Origin of the sequence: Streptomyces sp. S4.7 (assembly GCF_010384365.1) — a bacterium.
Classification (GTDB): Bacteria; Actinomycetota; Actinomycetes; order Streptomycetales; family Streptomycetaceae; genus Streptomyces.
In genome coordinates this window covers 7,248,151-7,264,999 of record NZ_CP048397.1, presented here as the reverse complement: position 1 = coordinate 7,264,999, position 16,849 = coordinate 7,248,151, and the positions used below count along the sequence as shown (strand labels likewise).

Sequence of the window (16,849 nt, the reverse complement as noted above, 5' to 3'; positions counted from 1 at the left end):
TCTCTTCCGCGACGGCGCTGGTCGGCCCGCCTCCGCACAGTGCTGCTTCGGGTGGCGGAACACGCCGTGTTCGCGGGCCGATTCACCCTTTCGGGCGGGCAGCCCGGAAGGGGGCCGGAACGGGGCCGGTCACAGCCCCGGCGCGCCCCAGACGGGAAACCAGCGCGCGAGGTCCTTCTCGATCCGCAGATCGTTCTCCAGAACCGCTCTGACCTGGAGCTCCCGCTGGTTGTCCCGCTTCTCGGCGTCGCCGGGGCGCGGCGCGAAGGGGTAGAAGGTGCCGCGCTTGTAGAGGTAGACGAGGGCGAGTGACCGCTGCTCCGGGTCGCGGAAGCTCATCAGTGAACAGAGGAGCTGGGGGCCGAAGCCCCCCTCCTGGAGCAGCGTGTTGACCGCGTGCAGATCGTTGACGAGCGTGGCCGTGTCGTCGGGTGCCTGTCTCGCGAGCAGCCAGGTGTAGCCGTACGAGTCCTGGCTGAACTCCACCGGGTGGCCGTTCTGCCCGGCGTCGGCGTCGAGCAGTTCCTGTACGTCCTGTCTGATCCGGGCGAAACCGCCACCCTCGACGCCGGCGAAACAGACCGAGCCGAGGCCGGTGGGTGTGTAGCCGGCCCCGGCCTCAAGAGTGAGCGCGGCGGACGGGAGGGCGAAGAGCTGGTCGAGGTCGGGGCGGACCGGTTTGCTCCGGCCGAGGATGGTGTCGAGAAGGCCCACGGGACCAGCTCCTCACGTCTGACGATCGGGCGGGGTCGGTGGCCGGGGTGTCACGGGCGGGAGAGGTCGGCGGACATCCGCGCCAGCTGCTCCAGCCGCTGTTCGAGAGTCGGGTGGGAGGCGAGCAGTCGTCCGAGGCTTCCCTTGGAGGCGAACGCCGGCACGAAGTAGAACGCGTTGTACGGCTCCGCCTTCCGCAGGTCCTCCGTCGGGATCCGCGCCATCTGGCCGTCCACCTTGGTGAGCGCCGACGCGAGCGCCGAAGGCCGTCCGGTGAGCAGCGCCGCCGTCCGGTCCGCGGAGAGTTCGCGGTAGCGGGAGAGCATCCGGGTCAGCAGGAAGCCGATCGCGTAGACGACCGCGCTGACCAGCGGTATCAGCAGGATCACCAGACCGGCCGGGCCTGAGTCCCGGGCGCTCCTCGACAGCCCGCTGTAGAGGGCGATGCGGGTCAGCAGACCCGCGAGCACGCCCAGGAAGGACGCGATGGTCATGACGGCGACGTCGCGGTGCGCGACGTGCGACATCTCATGGGCGAGCACGCCCTCCAGCTCCTCCGGTTCCAGTCTGCGGAGCAGCCCGGTGGTGGCGCAGACCAGTGCGCTGCGTTCGCTCCGGCCGGTGGCGAAGGCGTTCGGGATGTCACTGTTCGAGATGGCCACCTTGGGTTTGGGCATGTCGGCGAGTGCGCAGATGCGGTCGACCGCGCCGTGCAGTTCGGGTGCCTGTTCGGGGGTGACCTCGCGGGCGCCCATGCCGAAGGCCGCGATCTTGTCGCTGAACCAGAACTGTGCGACGAACATCCCCACCACGAGGATCAGGATGATCGGCCAGAATTTCCCCAGTACGGCCAGCAGCACACCGACCAGGACCACGTACAGCAGACCGATCAGGAACATGGTGGTCACCATGCGTGTGGTCAGGCCGCGGTCCTGCGTGTAGCGGGTTCGTGTCATCACTCGCCTCCATCAGCTCTTCTCTTCTGCCATTTTCCTCCTCATCTCGGCAAAACGTCGTAAACGGGGTGTAGGGAAGGCGTCCCCGGACAGCAGGTGCACTCGGGGCGGAGATGACCTTCGATTTCCAGATCGCCATGGTTCATGCGCCGACCGCCGCAATGCCCTTCCTTCGTGTGCACTCGACCGGCTTTCCGCTCCGCGGCCCGTGCGTCGGCCGGATAGTGAGGCCCGTCCGGTCCCCCGCGGGGGGCGACCGCCGAAGACGGAAAGAAGGAGCGCCCACCATGCGTACGACCGAGGCGACCGACCGTGTCCAGCTCGTGTTCTCCCTGCTCGACACCGACGGGAACGGAGTTCTGGAGGCCGCGGACTTCGAGCTGCTGGGGAGCCGGGTGGTCGCGGTGGCGCCATGGGCCGACGACGCCGCGAGAGGCGCGATGATCGGAGCCTCGCGCCGGTACTGGCGGACGCTGGTCACCGAGCTGGACGCGAACGGCGACGGGCGGATCAGCCTGCAGGAGTTCACCGCCTGCGTACTGACCCCAAAGCGGTTCGAGGCGACGATCGACGACTTCGCCGAAGCGCTCGCCGCACTCGGCTCCCCGGACGGCGACGGCCTTGTCACCAGGCCCGCCTTCGTGGCCCTGATGATCGCCATCGGCTTCGAACGGCCGCGCATCGAGGCGCTGTTCGACGCCTTCGGTCCCGTGGACGGCGATCGGATTCCGGTGGCCATCTGGGCCGAGGGGATCAGGGACTACTACCGGCCCGAGAAGGCGGGCATCCCCGGTGACCACCTGACACCGGGGCCGGTGCGGTGACCCGGGCCGACATGTCCACGGGCATGCCGGGCCGCCTGGCGACCGCGTCCGGATTCAAGGCGAACCCTGGAGGGTAGAAATGAGGTGGTTTGTGCCGCCATGAGTACGGCTGCCGACCTGAGAACGCCCGGAACCCTCGGAGATCCAGGGCGGCGCCCCGCGCGAGCAGGGAGGTATCAGTGACATGACCGGGATGCAGTTCGGAATCTTCACCGTGGGTGACGTGACCCCCGACCCGACCACCGGTGGTGCTCCTGCGGAGGCGGAACGCATCCGGGCCACCGTGACCATCGCGCGGAAGGCGGAGGAGGTCGGCCTCGACGTCTTCGCGACGGGTGAGCACCACAATCCGCCCTTCGTGCCGTCCTCCCCCACGACCCTGCTGGGCTACATCGCCGCGCTGACCGAGCGGATCATCCTGTCGACGTCGACCACGCTCATCACCACGAACGATCCCGTCAAGATCGCCGAGGACTTCAGCGTCCTGCAACACCTGTCCGGTGGCCGGACCGACCTGATGCTGGGACGCGGGAACACCGGGCCGGTCTATCCCTGGTTCGGCCAGGACATCCGCCAGGCCGTCCCGCTGACCGTCGAGCACTACGCCCTGCTGCGGCGTCTGTGGCGTGAGGAGGTGGTCGACTGGGAGGGCGAACTCCGCTCGCCCCTCCAGGGCTTCACCCTCGCCCCCCGGCCGCTGGACGGTATACCGCCGTTCGTCTGGCACGGCTCCATCCGCACGCCCGAGATCGCGGAAATGGCCGCCTTCTACGGAGACGGGTTCTTCGCGAACCACATCTTCTGGCCCCCGTCGCACACGCGGAAGATGGTGGAGACCTACCGGCAGCGCTTCGCGCACTACGGGCACGGCTCACCGGAGGCCGCCGTCGTCGGCCTCGGCGGGCAGGTGTTCATGCGTCCCGACAGCCAGGACGCCGTCCGCGAGTTCCGGCCCTACTTCGACAACGCGCCGGTGTACGGGCACGGGCCGTCCCTGGAGGAGTTCAGCTCGCTCACACCGCTGACGGTCGGCTCCCCCCGGCAGGTGATCGACCGGACGCTGGGCTTTCGCGAGTACGCGGGCGACTACCAGCGCCAGTTGTTCCTCCTGGACCACGCGGGACTGCCGCTCAAGACCGTGCTGGAACAGCTGGACCTGCTCGGTGAAGAGGTGGTGCCGGTCCTCCGTAAGGAGTTCGCCGTCGGCAGGTCCCCCGAGGCGCCGGACGCTCCCACGCATCAGTCGCTCCTGCGGGAGCGCGACGCGAGAGCGGCGAAGGCGCAGCCGTGACCGGCGGCACGCCCGGCGCCGGCAGCCGTGCTGAACGCAGTGGAGGCAGTGGGGAGTTGGATGCGGTGACGACCAGACTCACGATCATCTCCGGCGGATTGCGGGAACCGTCGTCGACGCGCATGCTCGCAGGCCGCCTCGAAGCGTCGGTCCGTACGGAACTCGCCGCCGCCGGCGTGAGGGTCGAGTCGTCGTTCGTGGAACTGCGCCCCCTGGGACACGCGATCATCGACGCGATGTTCAGCGGATTCCCCTCCCCGCCCCTGGAGGAGGCGTTCGGTACGGTCGCGGACGCCGACGGGGTCATCGCGGTCACGCCCGCGTTCAACGCCTCGTTCAGCGGACTGTTCAAGTCGTTCTTCGACGTGCTCCCCGAGGAGACGCTGTCGGACATGCCGATCCTCATGGGCGCCACCGGCGGCACCGAACGGCACTCCCTCGTCCTTGAACACGCCCTGCGGCCGATGTTCTCGTATCTGCACGCCATCGTGTCGTCGCGGGGTGTCTACGCGGCCACCGACGACTTCGGGTCCCGGACGAACGGCGCGGTCCTGGGCGAACGCATCGCGCGAGCAGCGTCCGACTACGCCCGGCTGGTGCGGGGGTGCGGCTCGCACCGTCGGCGTGATTCCTTCAGCGAGGACACCGCCGCCATGGAACGGCTCCTCGGCGGCGGCCGGTCCTGAGTCCGACCGGCCCGGGGCCGGGGATGTGACCGGGCTCAGACAGAGGCTGGGCCGCCGCCCAGGACCCTGGCGGTGAAGGCCGCCAGGTCCGCCCTCATCCGCTCACGCGGCATGCGCTCGCCGACGAGGTGTTCGACAAGGTCGGCACGGGTGGCGGCGAGCAGCGCGTGGGCGGTGAAGGCGCCGTCGGTGAGACCGGGGATCTGTTCGAGTACGGCTCGGAGCGTGCCGTGCCACCGCCGGTAGTGCTCGGCCCGGTAGGGGCTGTCGCTGCCCGTCTCCTCCAGCGCCAGGGCGAGATGACGGTTGTCCAGCTTGAAGCAGAGCACGGCGTCGAGCAGGGCGGGTACTCGCTGGAGCGGCGGGGTGCCGGGTCCCAGCGGCGGCGGCCCCTCCTCGACGGCCTCCCTGATCGGTTCGAGGCGCGCTCGGTACAGCGTCTGGATCAGGCCGGTGCGGTCTCCGAAGGCACGGAAGAGGGTCGCCTTGCCGACGTTTGCCGCCACGGCGATGTCGGCCATGGTGACGGACTCGGGGCTCGCGCCGCGGGCGAAGAGGTCGTCGGCCGCCGCGAGGACGGCGGCACGGTTGCGGGCCGCGTCCTTGCGGGGCTTGCGCTCGGTCATGAGGTTCCTCCGGTTGCGAAACGGACCTTGGGTCCGTATTGTTCGAAGGGAAGCGGACCCACGGTCCGTATCGTACTGGACGGAGTGCTCATGCCCACGAACACGAGCAAGGACACGGCCCCGGCGGACCTGTACCGCCACGGTCTGCGGCTGCTGCTGGACAAGGACATCCCCGCCTGGGTCGACCTCTGGGACGACGACGGAGTGTTCGAGTTCCCGTTCGCGCCCGAGGGCCGGCCGAAGCGGCTGGAGGGCAAGGCGGCGGTCGGCGACTACATGCGCGGATACCCCGACTTCATCGACCTCCACGACTTCCCCTCCGTGGAGATCCACCGGACGACGGCCGCGGAGACCATCGTGGTCGAGATGCGCGGGGTGGGCCGTCTGGTGAAGACCGGCAGTCCCTTCGACATGACCTACATCGCCGTGGTGACCTTCAGGAACGGCCTCATCACCCACTACCGCGACTACTGGAACCCCCTCGCCCTCCAGGACCCCGCGAGCGACTTCACGAGGAAGAGCTGAAGCACTGATGACCACTCACGGCACGACCCTGGTCCTCGGGGCCACCGGGACCACCGGCAGCCGCGTCGCCTCCCGGCTCGCCGCGGGCGGGCACCGCGTCAGGGCCGCCGGCCGACGCGCGGCCACCGTGGCCGGCGCGCGGTCCGTCCGCTTCGACTGGGCCGACCCCACGACGTTCGACGAGGCACTGAGCGGCACGGACCGGGTCTATCTCCTGCCGCCGATCGGCTCCTCGGACCCGGCCGCCGTCATGCTGCCCTTCCTGGAGCGGGCCCGTACGGCCGGTGTGCGCCGCGCGGTGCTGCTCAGCTCGTCGGCGATCCCCGCCGGCGGCCCGGCCACGGGACAGATCCACGAGGCCCTGCCCGGCCTGTTCGACGAATGGGCGGTGCTGCGGCCCTCGTGGTTCATGCAGAACTTCACCGGCGGCCACCCGCACGCACAGAGCATCCGGGCGGACGGGACCGTGTCGACGGCCACCGGCGCGGGCCGGGTGGCGTTCGTCGACGCGGACGACATCGCCGCCGTGGCCGTACACGCGCTGACCGACGACCGACCCCCGAACACCGATCTGGTCATCACCGGCCCGCGGCCGCTGAGTTACGGCGACATCGCGGCCGTCGTCACCGAGGTCACGGGCCGGACCGTCACCCACCGACAGCTGACGTACGAGCAGATGCGCGACCACCTGGCGTCCTCGATGCCCGTCGAGTTCGCCGCGCTGCTCGCCGGCCTCGACCGCGCGATCGCCGAGGGGTCCGAGGACCGCACCACCGACACGGTCCACCGCCTGACCGGCCGCCCGCCGGGCACCTTCCGCGCCTTCGCCGAACGGGAGTTGACCGCGACCGCGCCGAACTGACCCCGGCGCGGTCCGCCCGGCCGCCCCCGGTCAGACGCGGGGGCCGAGGAACAGCCCGCCCGTCGCGTCGATGACCTGGCCGGTGATCCAGCGTGCGGCGTCGGAGGCGAGGAACGTGACCACGTCGGCCACGTCATCGGGTCCGCCCAGCCGGCCGAGCGCCGTCAGTCCCGTGATGAGTTCGGGCACGCCCGGCCCGTCGAAGGACGATCCGTTCGTCGCCGTCAGGGTGGCGCCGGGAGCGACCGCGTTCACCGTGATCCCCCGGACCCCCAGCTCGTTGGCCAACGTCATGCTCATCGTCTCGACCGCGCCCTTCGTCATGGCGAAGGACGTCTGCGTGGCGTTGGCCATCCGGGTCGCCACGGACGAGAGCGTGATGATGCGGCCACCGTCGCGGAGCAGGGGTAACGCTCGCTGGATGATGAAGTAGGGCGCCCGCACGTTCACCGCGAAGAGGTGGTCGAACTCCGCCCGCGTCGTGACTCCCAGCCGGCCCGCGGGCACGGCCGCCGCGTTGTTCACGAGGATGTCGAGCGGTCGACCGGCGAGGCCCGCCTCGACTCCCGCGAAGAGCGTCCCGACGTCGTCGTCCACGCCCAGCTCCGCCCGCACGGCGAACGCGGTTCCGCCATCGCGTTCGATCGCCTCGACCGTCGCCGTCGCACCGTCCTTGTCCGTCCCGAAGTGCACGACGACAGTCGCCCCCTTCGCCGCCAGCCGGGCCGCGATCGCCTGCCCGATACCGCGCGACGCCCCCGTCACCAGAGCCGCCTTGCCGGTCAGATCATCACTCATGACAACCACCCTATTCCGGTAGCGACTACCAATCTGGTAGTGACTACCACTGCGGTAGTGTCTACCACGTGACCGACCAGCACTCAACCTTGCGGGCGCAGCGACGATCCGAGACGCAGCGCATGATTCAGGCGCACGCGGTACGGCTGTTCACCGAGCGGGGTTACGACGCCACGGCCGTGACCGACGTCGCCGTGGCCGCGGGTGTCTCGCCCATGACGGTCTACCGGCACTTCCCCACGAAGGAGGACCTCGTCCTCTTCGACCAGAACGGCAGGATCGTCGGCGAGCGGATCGCCGCGTCGTCCGCCGCGCAGCCCCTGGTCCGCCGGATCGGCAACGCGCTCATCGAGTCGGCCACGGCCCTGACCGGCGGGGCCCACAGGGGCAGCCCCACGGCGGACGAGCGGTTCCTGCTCGCCCGCCTGCGGCTCATGATCTCGACGCCCGCCCTGCGGGCCAAGCACCTGGACAACCAGTACGTCCTCCAGCGGGCGATCGTCGACGGTCTCGGGGACGAGGCCGTCGATCCCGACACCGTGTTCCGTGCCCAGGCGGCGGCGAGCGCGTGTCTGGCCGCGATGCACACGGCCGTGATGCGCTGGGCCGAGGACGACGGACGGACCGACCTGCCCGGACTGATCACGCAGGCGTTCGCCGCCGCCTTCGGCGACGCCCTCTTCGACGCCGGTCACCGTTGACTGCGGACACCCCTAGGCCGTGTCCTGCAAAACGTCCTTCAGGAACACGATCCCGTCCATCGCGGGCAGATGCGCCGGGTGGAGTGGGAAGTAGCCGAAGCAGGGGGACACCCGGGGGGCGGGCCGCGCGGCGCCGAGGGCGGCGGTCAGCCGGGCGGGATCGATGAGGCAGTCGTCCTCGGGGAGGGCGTACAGGACCCCTTCGAGGGTGTCCGGCGGCGGGGCGCCCACTCCTTGGTGCCGCATCGTGCCGATGCCCATGGCCAGGAAGGCGTACTCCCCGCCCAGCCGGGCGCTCACGATCGCGCCGGCGCTCCACCACTCCAGGGGCATGTCTCCCATCCGCATCGAGCTGATGTCCCTCTGGAGATGGGCGTTGTGGGCGTGGACCAGAACCGGGCCGCGCTCGGCGAGGGCGAGGAGGTTGTCGGCCATCATCTGGTCCCGCACGCCGACCAGCCGCGTCATACGGCCCGGTGAGGTGTCGGCCATCCAGAAGTGGTAGCGCAGCAGTCCGAGGGCGGTCCGCCCGTACAGGCGCGCCCGGTCCCAGTCCTCCCGCGAGGTCGCCCTGATCAGGTGCGGCGTCCACTCGTCGAACAGGGACGTCAGATCGTCGGCGAGCACTCGCAGTTCGTATGCCTCGGCCGATTCCCCCGCGGACGCGGCCGGGTCCCTCATCGCGGCCGGATCGGTCCACCGGGCGTCGGCGCCGAGCAGGCGGTCGAGCGTCCGCGCGGTACAGGGGAGCAGATCCGGGTCCACCTCGGCGGCCAGGTAGTCGTGGAGTGCGGTGAGTGCCTGCCGTGGGCTCGCGGCGCCGGTGATCTCCAGCGGGCCGTCGAAACCGGCGAAGCGCACCTGCTCGGGCGCGGGCCTGCCCTCGTTGTACGCGCGAGCCCAGCGCACGAGTTCGCGGTTGGCCCCGGACGCGCCGAACCCGTGGCTGAACCCGTGCTCCATGACCTCGTCGATGGTGCCCGTGCCCGAGGTGACGTAGGCGTCCACGGCCAGCCCCATCAGACAGTCGCTCTCGATCGCGATCGTCCGGTAGCCCTCGTGCTCGACGAGCTGCCGGAAGAGCTGGTTGCGCAGGTCGAGCGGAGTGTCCACGCCATGGGTGGGCTCGCCCAGGGCGAGCACCCGAGGCCGGGAGTCAAGCAGTTCCATGACGGCGGCGGCGTCGACGGCTCGGGCGATGTCTTTGCTGTCTGTAACCATGCCTTCAACGTTATCGTTGAACCTCCGGTTGAAACTTTTCCGCGATATCAAGGGAATCATGGCGGCAAACCCTCAAAACGGCAGACAGCTCAGACCGATCGACCTGGCGCGCGGGCACGGTCTGTCCACGCAGGCGGTCAGGAACTACGAGGAGGCCGGAATCCTGCCGGCCGCCGGTCGCACACCGCACGGCTACCGCACCTATACGCCGCTGCACGCGCTGGCCCTGGCGGCGTTCCTCACCCTGGTACCGGGCCATGGTCACCACATGGCGGCGTCGATCATGCGGGCCGTGAACGAGGGCGGGACGGACGAGGCGTTCCGCCTCATCGACGAGAGCCACGCCCAGTTGCTCGACGACCGGCTCACACTCCTGGCCGTGGAGAACGCCCTGCGTGATCTGGGGTCCGCGACGACACCCGTCGCGGCGGTGGCCGGGCCCGTCCGCACGTTCATCGGGCCGCTGGCGGACGAGCTGGGCATCCGGCCCGCGACGCTGCGCAAATGGGAGCGCGCCGGGCTGGTGCAGCCGCGCCGCGACCCGCTGACCGGGTACCGGGTCTACGACGAGGCGGATGTACGGGACGTAAGGCTGGCCCATCAACTCAGGCGCGGGGGCCATCTGCTGGAGCAGATCGCCCCGCTGATCGCCCAAGTGCGCGCGGCCGGGGGGCTGGAGCCGTTGGAGGCCGCGCTGCACGACTGGCGCGGGCGGCTGTCCGCCCGCGCGAGGGCGATGCTCAGCGGGGCCGCCGAGCTGGAGGCGTACCTGCACGCGCGCGGCTGACACGAGAGCGGCCGGACCGCGAGGGCGTACGGGTCGCGCGGTCGATCCGGCGCCCGTTCCCGGTCAGGCGGGGCCGCCGGGCCCCGCCTCCCGCTCCCCCGCCGTCTCGGCTTCGGCGACGCGCTTGATGTTCGCCAGCCGCCGGTCCCAGTCCACCGCGAGCGCGGCCATCCACCGCGCCGTCGCGTCCAGCGCGGCGGGCCGTACCTCGTACCGCACCTCGCGTCCGACCCGGCCGCCCGAGACCAGTCCGGCGGCGTCCAGGACCGCGAGGTGCTTGACCACCGCCTGCCGCGAGACGGGAAGCTGTGCGGCGAGAGTGGTCGCGCTGACCTCGCCCTGCGCGGCGAGCAGTTCGAGCAGCTGACGCCGTGTCGGGTCGGCGAGCGCCACAAGCACGCTGTCGACGGCCCCGCCGGCGTCCCGGCGCATGTCCGTCACGCCGACGGCTGTTCCGCACGCGCCTTGAGCGCGCCCAGTTCCTGGGGCCAGCCGACGGTGTTGTCCTTCACCGCCCGGCCGCGCAGCTCCTCGGACCCGCCCAGCGCCGCGAATCCGCTCTCGACCACGCGCAGCCGTGTCCCGTCGCCTTCCGGGGCCAGCGTGAACTCCACGAGGGTGCTGTTGTCCTCGCGCAGCTCCTCGCCCGGGAACGCGCTGGCCCAGCGGTACGCCAGGTACGTCGGCGCCTCGACCTTCTCCACCCGTACCGGGAAGTCGCCGTACTCGGCGTTCTTCGCCACCATCGATTCGCCCTCCTTCGCCACCGTGCCGGGCAAGCTCGCCTTGTCGGCCACCCAGAAACCGGGCTGGGCCACCAGCGACCAGACCCGTTCCAGGGGCGCCTCGATCAGGGTTTCGCGTTCGATCCGGTCCTCGCTCATGAGATCCTCCCTCGCTGCCATCAAGTGCAACTCCAGAGTTGCACATAAGACATTCGGAAGCAACCCACAGGTTGCATCTGGTGTCACGGCCGGCGAAGGGCGATCCGCCGTGACGCCCCGTCGGCGACCGCCTGCCACCCGACGGCGTGCGCCCCGGAACGCGGATCGCGTTCCGGGGCGCACGGTCACTTCCGCTCGGCGTCCCGAGCGGCGGTTCAGTCCACGATCATGGTGTTGAGCGGCACCGCTCCGGCTTTCGGCGCGAACCGTCCGCCGAAGTAGCCCTCGACCTCGGCCTTCTCGGCCGCGTTGGGGTAGGCGTTCGTGCAGCTGGTTCCCGCACTGGAACCGGACATCAGGCTGGTGCAGGGGCCGGGCTTGCGGTCCGGCAGACCCAGGATGTGGCCCAGTTCGTGCGACGAGATGCGGATCGTGTTGTGACCCTCGATCACGGCCTGACGGCCGATCCAGACGGTTCCGTTGCCCAGCGACGTGGTCAGCGCGCGGGGCCAGCCGTTGTCCGCCAGGACCCGTATGTTGGCGGACTGGCCGGACGCCACGGGCCGCAGCTCGACGGAGTCGACGCTCTCGTTCCAGATCGCCGCGCCCCGGTCGACCGCGGACCTGAACTCCGCGGAACCGCTGGCGTCGTAGGTGACCACACGCGCGGCCAGGGCTCCGTCCGCTTCCGCGGTGGGAGCGGCCACGGCCTGGCCACCCAGCAGGGAAGCGGTCACGGCCAGGGCGGCGGCGAGCGCGCCGGTCAACTTACGAACGTGCATGGTCGACCTCCTTACATCAGAGACAGTCGTGCACATGACATAACTTCCACTGCTCACTGCCCACCGACGACTCACACCAATCCGTCAATCCGACGCCCCGCACCGCGGACCGGAGACAGGAGCCCCAACGCCTAGCGCCCCGGTACCGGTCCCGGACCTCGGGCTGTGGCCGGTAGCCGGCCGACTTGTAGGTGGCGACTGCGCCGGTGCGTTGGAGCTGGGGGTGCAGACCATCGCGCTCGACGAGCCCGGTCGCCGCAGCGCGGCCGCCGCGGCGACGGTGATCGCCGCACCGTAGCCGTGACGGCGGTGTTCCCGGTGCACGCCCATCGGTTCGAGCAGGCCGGGCCGTCCCGGACCGGCCGACCACACCGTCACCGCGGCCACCGCGTCGCCGTGTTCGTCGTACGCGAGCAGAGACCGGGCCTCGGCGTACGGCGGTCCGGCCGCCATCGCGTGCCAGCCCTCGTCGGTGAACCTCGACCCGTCGAACGCCGCCCGGCGCACCGCGACATACGCCTGCGCCCGCTCCGGTCCGACCACCCCGATCCGCACACCCGGGTCCTCGACCGGCTCCGTGAGGTCGCGGCGCAGCGGTGTCCACGGCTCGTCGGTGTCCCGGCCCTCCTCGCGCAGAAGGTCCTGGACCAGTGCGCCCGTCGGTGCCTCGATGTTCGCCCTGCCCTCGGGCAGCACGCCGCGCTCCGGCGCGGTCACGTCCTCGACCAGCCGCCGGGCCAGTTCCTCCTCCTGGTGCGCGTCCGGCGCGATCGTCATCCGCAGCGGTCCGGGACCGTCCAGCAGCCCGACGGCGAGGATCCGTCCGTTCCGGCTCCATGTCCTGACCGCCGGGGCCGTCGCTTCCGCGCCCGAGCGCCAGAACCAGCCCAGGTCGCCCGGATGCAGTTGCGTCGGCGCCCCGTCGTCCTGCCACTCGCGCAGTGCGCCCACCGCCTCGCTCAGCCCGTCGACTCCCGGCCCGCACAACACAATCCCCACGCGCCCGATCACACACCACCGCGCCACCGGTCCGCACCCGGTTTCCGACCGTCAAGGGCGTCCGACGCCCACCAGAGGGCCGGTCGTTTTCACAACTGGTGGCGCAGGCACGGCGGATGATCGACCGATACGGGTTCACCGCGATCAAGCTCAAGGGCGGTGTGTGCCCGCCCGAGGAGGAGATCGAGGCGATCAAGGCCCTGGCGCCGGGCGCTCGGCATGAGGGCACGCGCGGTACGGCGCGATCCGCGGGCAGCCCTGCCAAGTGACGTGCGACTGGACCGGGTTGACGGCGAGGACGGGCTCGACGACCTGTTGGCGGGCTCGGACGTCGTCGTCCTGACCGTGCCGCTGTCGGCGGCGACGACCGGTCTGATCGGGGCGGCGCAGCTCGCCCGGATGCGCCCGCACGCCCTGCTGATCAACGTGGCGCGCGGCCCCCTCGTCGACGAGGACGCGCTGTTCGACGCGCTGTCCGGGCGGCGGACCGGCGGCGCCGGGCTGGACGTGTGGTGGAGCCACCCCAAGGACGGGAGTGGCGGGCGCGGCTGCACCCACCCGTTCCACACGCTCGACCATGTCGTGATGACGCCGCACCACTCCGGCCACACCCGGGAGACGTTCGTTAACAGGGCGCGCGAGATCGCCGACAACATCGGCCGGCTCACCAAGGGCGAGCCTCTGACGAATGTGGTGCGCGGCGGCAGCTGAGTACGGCACGGGCGGGCCCTTCGGTCTGACGAACTGACGCACCGTCAGTAGTGCGGCGCCCGCCACCGCCAGCACCGTCGCGACTGCTCTGGCCCGGCCGACGTTCAGCTTGTCGGACAGCGGGCGCGCCAGCAGTACGCCGCCGGCGGCGGCAGGGGCGAGCAGGGCCGAGTAGCGCAGGCTGTCGGCGTGCACCGCGCCGACAGCCGCGAGTGCGACCAGGCTCATCAGCGAACCGGCGAGGAAGAACCCGCTCATCGTGGAGCGCAGCTGCGGCCCCGTCATGCGCTGCCAGACCAGGGCCATCGGCGGACCTCCGATGGACGTCGCCGTACCCATCAGTCCCGACGCCATCCCCGCCAGCGCGACGGCGCGCCTGGTCGGCGCCGGCCGGAAGCCGCGGACGCTCGCGAGGACGCCCACCACGACCACGCCGGCGACGCACAGCGCCAGCCACCGAGCGGGCAGCAGGGCCACCAGCGCCGCGCCCGCGATCACGCCCGGTACCCGGCCGAGCAGCGCCCACCCCGCTCCGCGCAGGTTCACGTGCGCGCCGTCCAGCAGCAGTACCGAGGCCGTGACCCCGGTGGAGAGCAGCAGCACGACAGGGACGAGGGAGGGCGCTGCCAGCGCGATCACCGGGGCGGCGAGGAGCCCGAGCCCGCAGCCGATCGACACCTGGAACACCGTGCCCAGCAGGACGACCGCGGAGAGCAGGGCGAAGGTCGGCAGGCTCACCTGTCCGCCGATGCCGGGCCGGCCACCGGCCCGGCACCCACCGGCTCGATACCCAGCGGGAAGTGACACAGAGCCTCGTGCGAGCCGTCGCGCACGCTCACCGGTGGCTCCTCGGCGCACTTGTCGACCGCGTACCGGCAGCGGGTACGGAACCGGCAGCCCGACGGCGGGTCGAGCGGCGAGGGGATCTCCCCGCGCAGCAGAACGCGGTCGCCGCGCGGCGGGGCGCCGGAGACGTCCAGCGCGGGCGCCGCCGACATGAGCGCCGAGGTGTACGGGTGCACCGGCCGGTCGAACACCTCCTCGGTGGCGCCGTGTTCGATGACCTTTCCGAGGTACATCACGGACACCCGGTCCGCGACGTGCCGGACCACCGACAGGTCGTGGGAGATGAACACGTAGGAGACCTGAAGCCGTCGCTGGAGATCGGAGAGCAGATTGAGCACCTGCGCCTGCACCGACAGGTCCAGCGCGGACACCGGCTCGTCGCACACGATCAGATCGGGGTCCAGGGCCAGCGCGCGTGCGATGCCCAGCCGTTGGCGCTGTCCGCCGGAGAATTCGTTCGGGTGGCGGAAGGCGTCGGCGGCCCGCAGTCCGACGAGGTCGAGCAGTTCACGTACGCGGGTCGCCCGCGCGGTGGGTGCCACGTCCCGGTGGGTGCGCCACGGTTCGCCGATGATGTCGGCCGCCGACATCCGCGCGTTGAGCGAGGCGAAGGGGTCCTGGAACACCATCTGCACCCGCCGGCGCCAGGCCAGCAGTTCCTTCTTCTTCAAGGTGAAGGGGTCGGTCCCGTCGAAGCGCACGGTCCCGGCGTCCGGCCGCTCCAGCAGGAGCAGCACCCGGGCCAGGGTGGACTTTCCGCAGCCCGACTCGCCCACCACGCCGAGCGTCTCGCCCCGGCCGAGGCGCAGGTCGACGCCGTCCAGCGCGGTCAGCCTGTTGTGTCCGGCGGCGTTGCGCGGGACCCGGAACGACTTCGTCACCCCGGTGACTTCCAGCAGCGGGGCTGTCCCGGAGTTGGTGTTCTCAGACACGGGTGAGCTCCTCGGAGAAGTGGCAGGCGACCGCGCGGCCCGCCCCGTCGTCGGTCACGAGCCGGGGGCGTTCCTCGGCGCAGCGTTCCCTGGCGAGCGGGCAGCGCGCCTGGAAGACGCAGCCCGGCGGCACCGCGCTCAGCTCGGGCGGGCTGCCGGGGACGGCGGGCAACGGACCGCCCCTCTCGGCGTGTTCGGGTACGGAGTCGAGCAGGCCCTTCGTGTAGGGGTGTCGGGGATTCGCGAACACCGCACGCACCGGGCCGGTCTCCACCACGTTGCCCGCGTACATGATCGCGACGTCGTCGGCGCGCTCCGAGACCACGGCGAGGTCATGGGTGATCAGCAGGACCGCCATGTCGCGCTCGGCCTGGAGTTCCCGCAGCAGCTGCATGATCTGCGCCTGGACGGTGACGTCGAGCGCGGTGGTCGGTTCGTCGGCGATCAGTACGTCGGGGCCGAGGGCGACGGCCATCGCGATGAGCAGCCGCTGGCGCATGCCGCCGGAGAACTGGTGCGGGTACGAGCGGGCGCGGGCCCGGGGTTCGGGGATGCCGACGGTCTCCATGAGCTCGATCGCCTTCTCCCTCGCCTGGCGTCTGGACAGGCCGCGATGGATCCGGAACGGTTCGCCGAGCTGTTTGCCCGCGCTCTGCACGGGATTCATCGCGGTGAGCGCGTCCTGGAAGACGATCGACAGCACCGGTCCGGCGAGCCGCTTGCGCGCGGTGGCGCTCAGCCGCAGTACGTCGGTGCCGCCGACGCGGATGGCTCCGCCGACCACGTCTGCGACGGGTTCCAGCAGCCCGGCGATCGACTGCGCGGTCATCGACTTGCCGCAGCCGGACTCGCCGAGCAGCGCGAGGGTGCGTCCCTTGTCGAGGGTGAAGCCGACCGAGTCGAGGGCGCGGACGGTGCCGGAGGGCGTACGCAGGTCGACGCTGAGGCGCTCGACCTCCAGCGCGCGGCGGCTCCCGCCGTCCCCGGCGACCGGCGCTTCGGGCCGCGCGGCTCCGGACGTCTCGGGGGTCCCGGGGGTCCCGGGGGTCTCTGGGGTCTTCGCCGTACCCGCCGCGGACACCGGCGGGGCGGGCCGCTCCGCACTGTCGCTCGCGGCCGACTGCTCGCGCTTCTTCCTCGGCAGCGTCAGGCGCCAGCGCTGCGCGGGGTCCGTCGCCAGACGTACCCACGCGGCCAGCACGGTGGCCGACACGGTGGTGAGGACGATGGCGAGTCCGGGCAGTACCGCGATCCACCAGGCCGTCTGGAGGTACTGGCGTCCCTGGGCGACCATCAGTCCCCAGCTGATGTCCGGCGGCTGGATGCCGATGCCGAGGAAACTCAGCGACGACTCGGTCAGCATGACGAAGCAGAAGTCGAGGGTGGCGACGGTGAGGAGCGTCGGCATGGCGATCGGCAGGATGTGCCGGTAGATCGTCGGCCAGGTGCCGGCGCCGAACGTCCGCGCCGCGTCCACGAAGAGGCGGCTCCTGAGTTCGGCGCCCTCGGCGCGCGCGGTCCGCAGATAGACCGGGATCCGGGCGAGGGCGAGGATCAGCACGATGTTCGTGGCGCTGGGCGCGAAGACGTAGAGCACGACGACGGCGAGCAGCAGGGAGGGGAAGCTGAGGATCACGTCGGCGACCCGCATCGCCGCGCTCTCCCGCCAACCGCCGCGGTAGCTCGCCCACATCAGTTACGGGG

Annotated in this window: 18 protein-coding genes and 2 pseudogenes; 8 read left to right on the top strand and 12 right to left on the bottom strand. The window is 71.1% G+C overall.

Going from position 1 to position 16,849, the window contains the following annotated elements; translation table 11 throughout:
• Positions 1–129 precede the first annotated feature (129 nt).
• Both SSPS47_RS31950 and htpX read right to left on the bottom strand, forming a co-directional pair.
• Positions 130–714 carry a hypothetical protein gene (locus SSPS47_RS31950; protein ID WP_147874753.1) on the bottom strand — a complete coding sequence of 195 codons (585 nt, stop codon included), beginning with the start codon at positions 712–714 and terminating at the stop codon, positions 130–132.
• A gap of 50 nt (positions 715–764) precedes the next feature.
• Positions 765–1,670 (bottom strand): zinc metalloprotease HtpX, encoded by a 906-nt coding sequence (gene htpX, locus SSPS47_RS31945; protein ID WP_147874754.1) that lies wholly within the window; start codon positions 1,668–1,670, stop codon positions 765–767.
• A gap of 287 nt (positions 1,671–1,957) precedes the next feature.
• On the opposite strand from htpX, the gene SSPS47_RS31940 reads away from it, so the two are divergent.
• The 3 genes from SSPS47_RS31940 to SSPS47_RS31930 all read left to right on the top strand — a co-directional run bounded on the left by SSPS47_RS31940 (position 1,958) and on the right by SSPS47_RS31930 (position 4,471).
• The gene (locus SSPS47_RS31940; protein ID WP_164253938.1) at positions 1,958–2,494 is read left to right on the top strand and encodes an EF-hand domain-containing protein; all 537 of its coding nucleotides are present in this window, start codon (positions 1,958–1,960) and stop codon (positions 2,492–2,494) included.
• Positions 2,495–2,687: 193 nt separating this feature from the next.
• Positions 2,688–3,785: an LLM class flavin-dependent oxidoreductase gene (locus tag SSPS47_RS31935; RefSeq protein WP_164255251.1), complete on the top strand. Its 1,098-nt coding sequence runs from the start codon at positions 2,688–2,690 to the stop codon at positions 3,783–3,785.
• A gap of 65 nt (positions 3,786–3,850) precedes the next feature.
• Complete coding sequence (locus SSPS47_RS31930; protein WP_164253937.1) at positions 3,851–4,471, top strand: CE1759 family FMN reductase; 621 nt, start codon at positions 3,851–3,853, stop codon at positions 4,469–4,471.
• Positions 4,472–4,506: 35 nt separating this feature from the next.
• Here SSPS47_RS31930 and SSPS47_RS31925 read toward each other — a convergent pair whose 3' ends face one another.
• Positions 4,507–5,097 (bottom strand): TetR/AcrR family transcriptional regulator, encoded by a 591-nt coding sequence (locus SSPS47_RS31925; RefSeq protein ID WP_164253936.1) that lies wholly within the window; start codon positions 5,095–5,097, stop codon positions 4,507–4,509.
• Between the two features lie 90 nt (positions 5,098–5,187).
• On the opposite strand from SSPS47_RS31925, the gene SSPS47_RS31920 reads away from it, so the two are divergent.
• Together SSPS47_RS31920 and SSPS47_RS31915 are read left to right on the top strand one after the other, a co-directional pair.
• Complete coding sequence (locus SSPS47_RS31920) at positions 5,188–5,622, top strand: nuclear transport factor 2 family protein (RefSeq protein ID WP_164253935.1); 435 nt, start codon at positions 5,188–5,190, stop codon at positions 5,620–5,622.
• Positions 5,623–5,629: 7 nt separating this feature from the next.
• Positions 5,630–6,484 carry an NAD(P)H-binding protein gene (locus SSPS47_RS31915; protein WP_164253934.1) on the top strand — a complete coding sequence of 285 codons (855 nt, stop codon included), beginning with the start codon at positions 5,630–5,632 and terminating at the stop codon, positions 6,482–6,484.
• Between the two features lie 30 nt (positions 6,485–6,514).
• Here the strand turns inward: SSPS47_RS31915 and SSPS47_RS31910 are convergent, their stop codons facing one another.
• Positions 6,515–7,282: an SDR family oxidoreductase gene (locus tag SSPS47_RS31910; RefSeq protein WP_164253933.1), complete on the bottom strand. Its 768-nt coding sequence runs from the start codon at positions 7,280–7,282 to the stop codon at positions 6,515–6,517.
• A gap of 122 nt (positions 7,283–7,404) precedes the next feature.
• Here SSPS47_RS31910 and SSPS47_RS31905 point away from each other — a divergent pair, with 122 nt between their 5' ends.
• Positions 7,405–7,983: a helix-turn-helix domain-containing protein gene (locus tag SSPS47_RS31905; RefSeq protein ID WP_239065146.1), complete on the top strand. Its 579-nt coding sequence runs from the start codon at positions 7,405–7,407 to the stop codon at positions 7,981–7,983.
• Positions 7,984–7,995: 12 nt separating this feature from the next.
• Here SSPS47_RS31905 and SSPS47_RS31900 read toward each other — a convergent pair whose 3' ends face one another.
• Positions 7,996–9,204, bottom strand: coding sequence for an erythromycin esterase family protein (locus SSPS47_RS31900; protein ID WP_164253931.1), 1,209 nt, complete (start codon positions 9,202–9,204; stop codon positions 7,996–7,998).
• Positions 9,205–9,262: 58 nt separating this feature from the next.
• On the opposite strand from SSPS47_RS31900, the gene SSPS47_RS31895 reads away from it, so the two are divergent.
• Positions 9,263–9,991, top strand: a complete 729-nt coding sequence (locus SSPS47_RS31895; protein ID WP_164253930.1) for a TioE family transcriptional regulator — start codon at positions 9,263–9,265, stop codon at positions 9,989–9,991.
• 63 nt (positions 9,992–10,054) lie between these two features.
• Here SSPS47_RS31895 and SSPS47_RS31890 read toward each other — a convergent pair whose 3' ends face one another.
• The 4 genes and pseudogenes from SSPS47_RS31890 to SSPS47_RS31875 form a co-directional block, all read right to left on the bottom strand.
• Complete coding sequence (locus SSPS47_RS31890) at positions 10,055–10,423, bottom strand: metalloregulator ArsR/SmtB family transcription factor (RefSeq protein ID WP_164255250.1); 369 nt, start codon at positions 10,421–10,423, stop codon at positions 10,055–10,057.
• A 5-nt stretch (positions 10,424–10,428) separates the two neighbouring features.
• Entirely contained in the window at positions 10,429–10,875 is a 447-nt protein-coding gene (locus tag SSPS47_RS31885; RefSeq protein ID WP_164253929.1) for an SRPBCC domain-containing protein, read from the bottom strand.
• 215 nt (positions 10,876–11,090) lie between these two features.
• Entirely contained in the window at positions 11,091–11,657 is a 567-nt protein-coding gene (locus tag SSPS47_RS31880) for a snapalysin family zinc-dependent metalloprotease (protein WP_164253928.1), read from the bottom strand.
• 133 nt (positions 11,658–11,790) lie between these two features.
• A pseudogene (locus tag SSPS47_RS31875) lies at positions 11,791–12,656 on the bottom strand (GNAT family N-acetyltransferase); the annotation flags it as partial.
• A gap of 219 nt (positions 12,657–12,875) precedes the next feature.
• Here SSPS47_RS31875 and SSPS47_RS31870 point away from each other — a divergent pair.
• Positions 12,876–13,367 (top strand): NAD(P)-dependent oxidoreductase, encoded by a 492-nt coding sequence (locus SSPS47_RS31870; RefSeq protein ID WP_164255249.1) that lies wholly within the window; start codon positions 12,876–12,878, stop codon positions 13,365–13,367.
• 63 nt (positions 13,368–13,430) lie between these two features.
• Here SSPS47_RS31870 and SSPS47_RS31865 read toward each other — a convergent pair.
• The 3 genes and pseudogenes from SSPS47_RS31865 to SSPS47_RS36330 all read right to left on the bottom strand — a co-directional run.
• A pseudogene (locus SSPS47_RS31865) lies at positions 13,431–14,105 on the bottom strand (sulfite exporter TauE/SafE family protein); the annotation flags it as partial.
• Positions 14,102–15,145, bottom strand: a complete 1,044-nt coding sequence (locus tag SSPS47_RS31860; RefSeq protein WP_164253927.1) for an oligopeptide/dipeptide ABC transporter ATP-binding protein — start codon at positions 15,143–15,145, stop codon at positions 14,102–14,104. The pseudogene SSPS47_RS31865 and the gene SSPS47_RS31860, both read right to left, overlap by 4 nt.
• Positions 15,138–16,838 (bottom strand): dipeptide/oligopeptide/nickel ABC transporter permease/ATP-binding protein, encoded by a 1,701-nt coding sequence (locus tag SSPS47_RS36330; RefSeq protein ID WP_164253926.1) that lies wholly within the window; start codon positions 16,836–16,838, stop codon positions 15,138–15,140. Before SSPS47_RS36330 ends, SSPS47_RS31860 begins: the two co-directional genes overlap by 8 nt.
• Between the last annotated feature and the right edge of the window lie 11 nt (positions 16,839–16,849).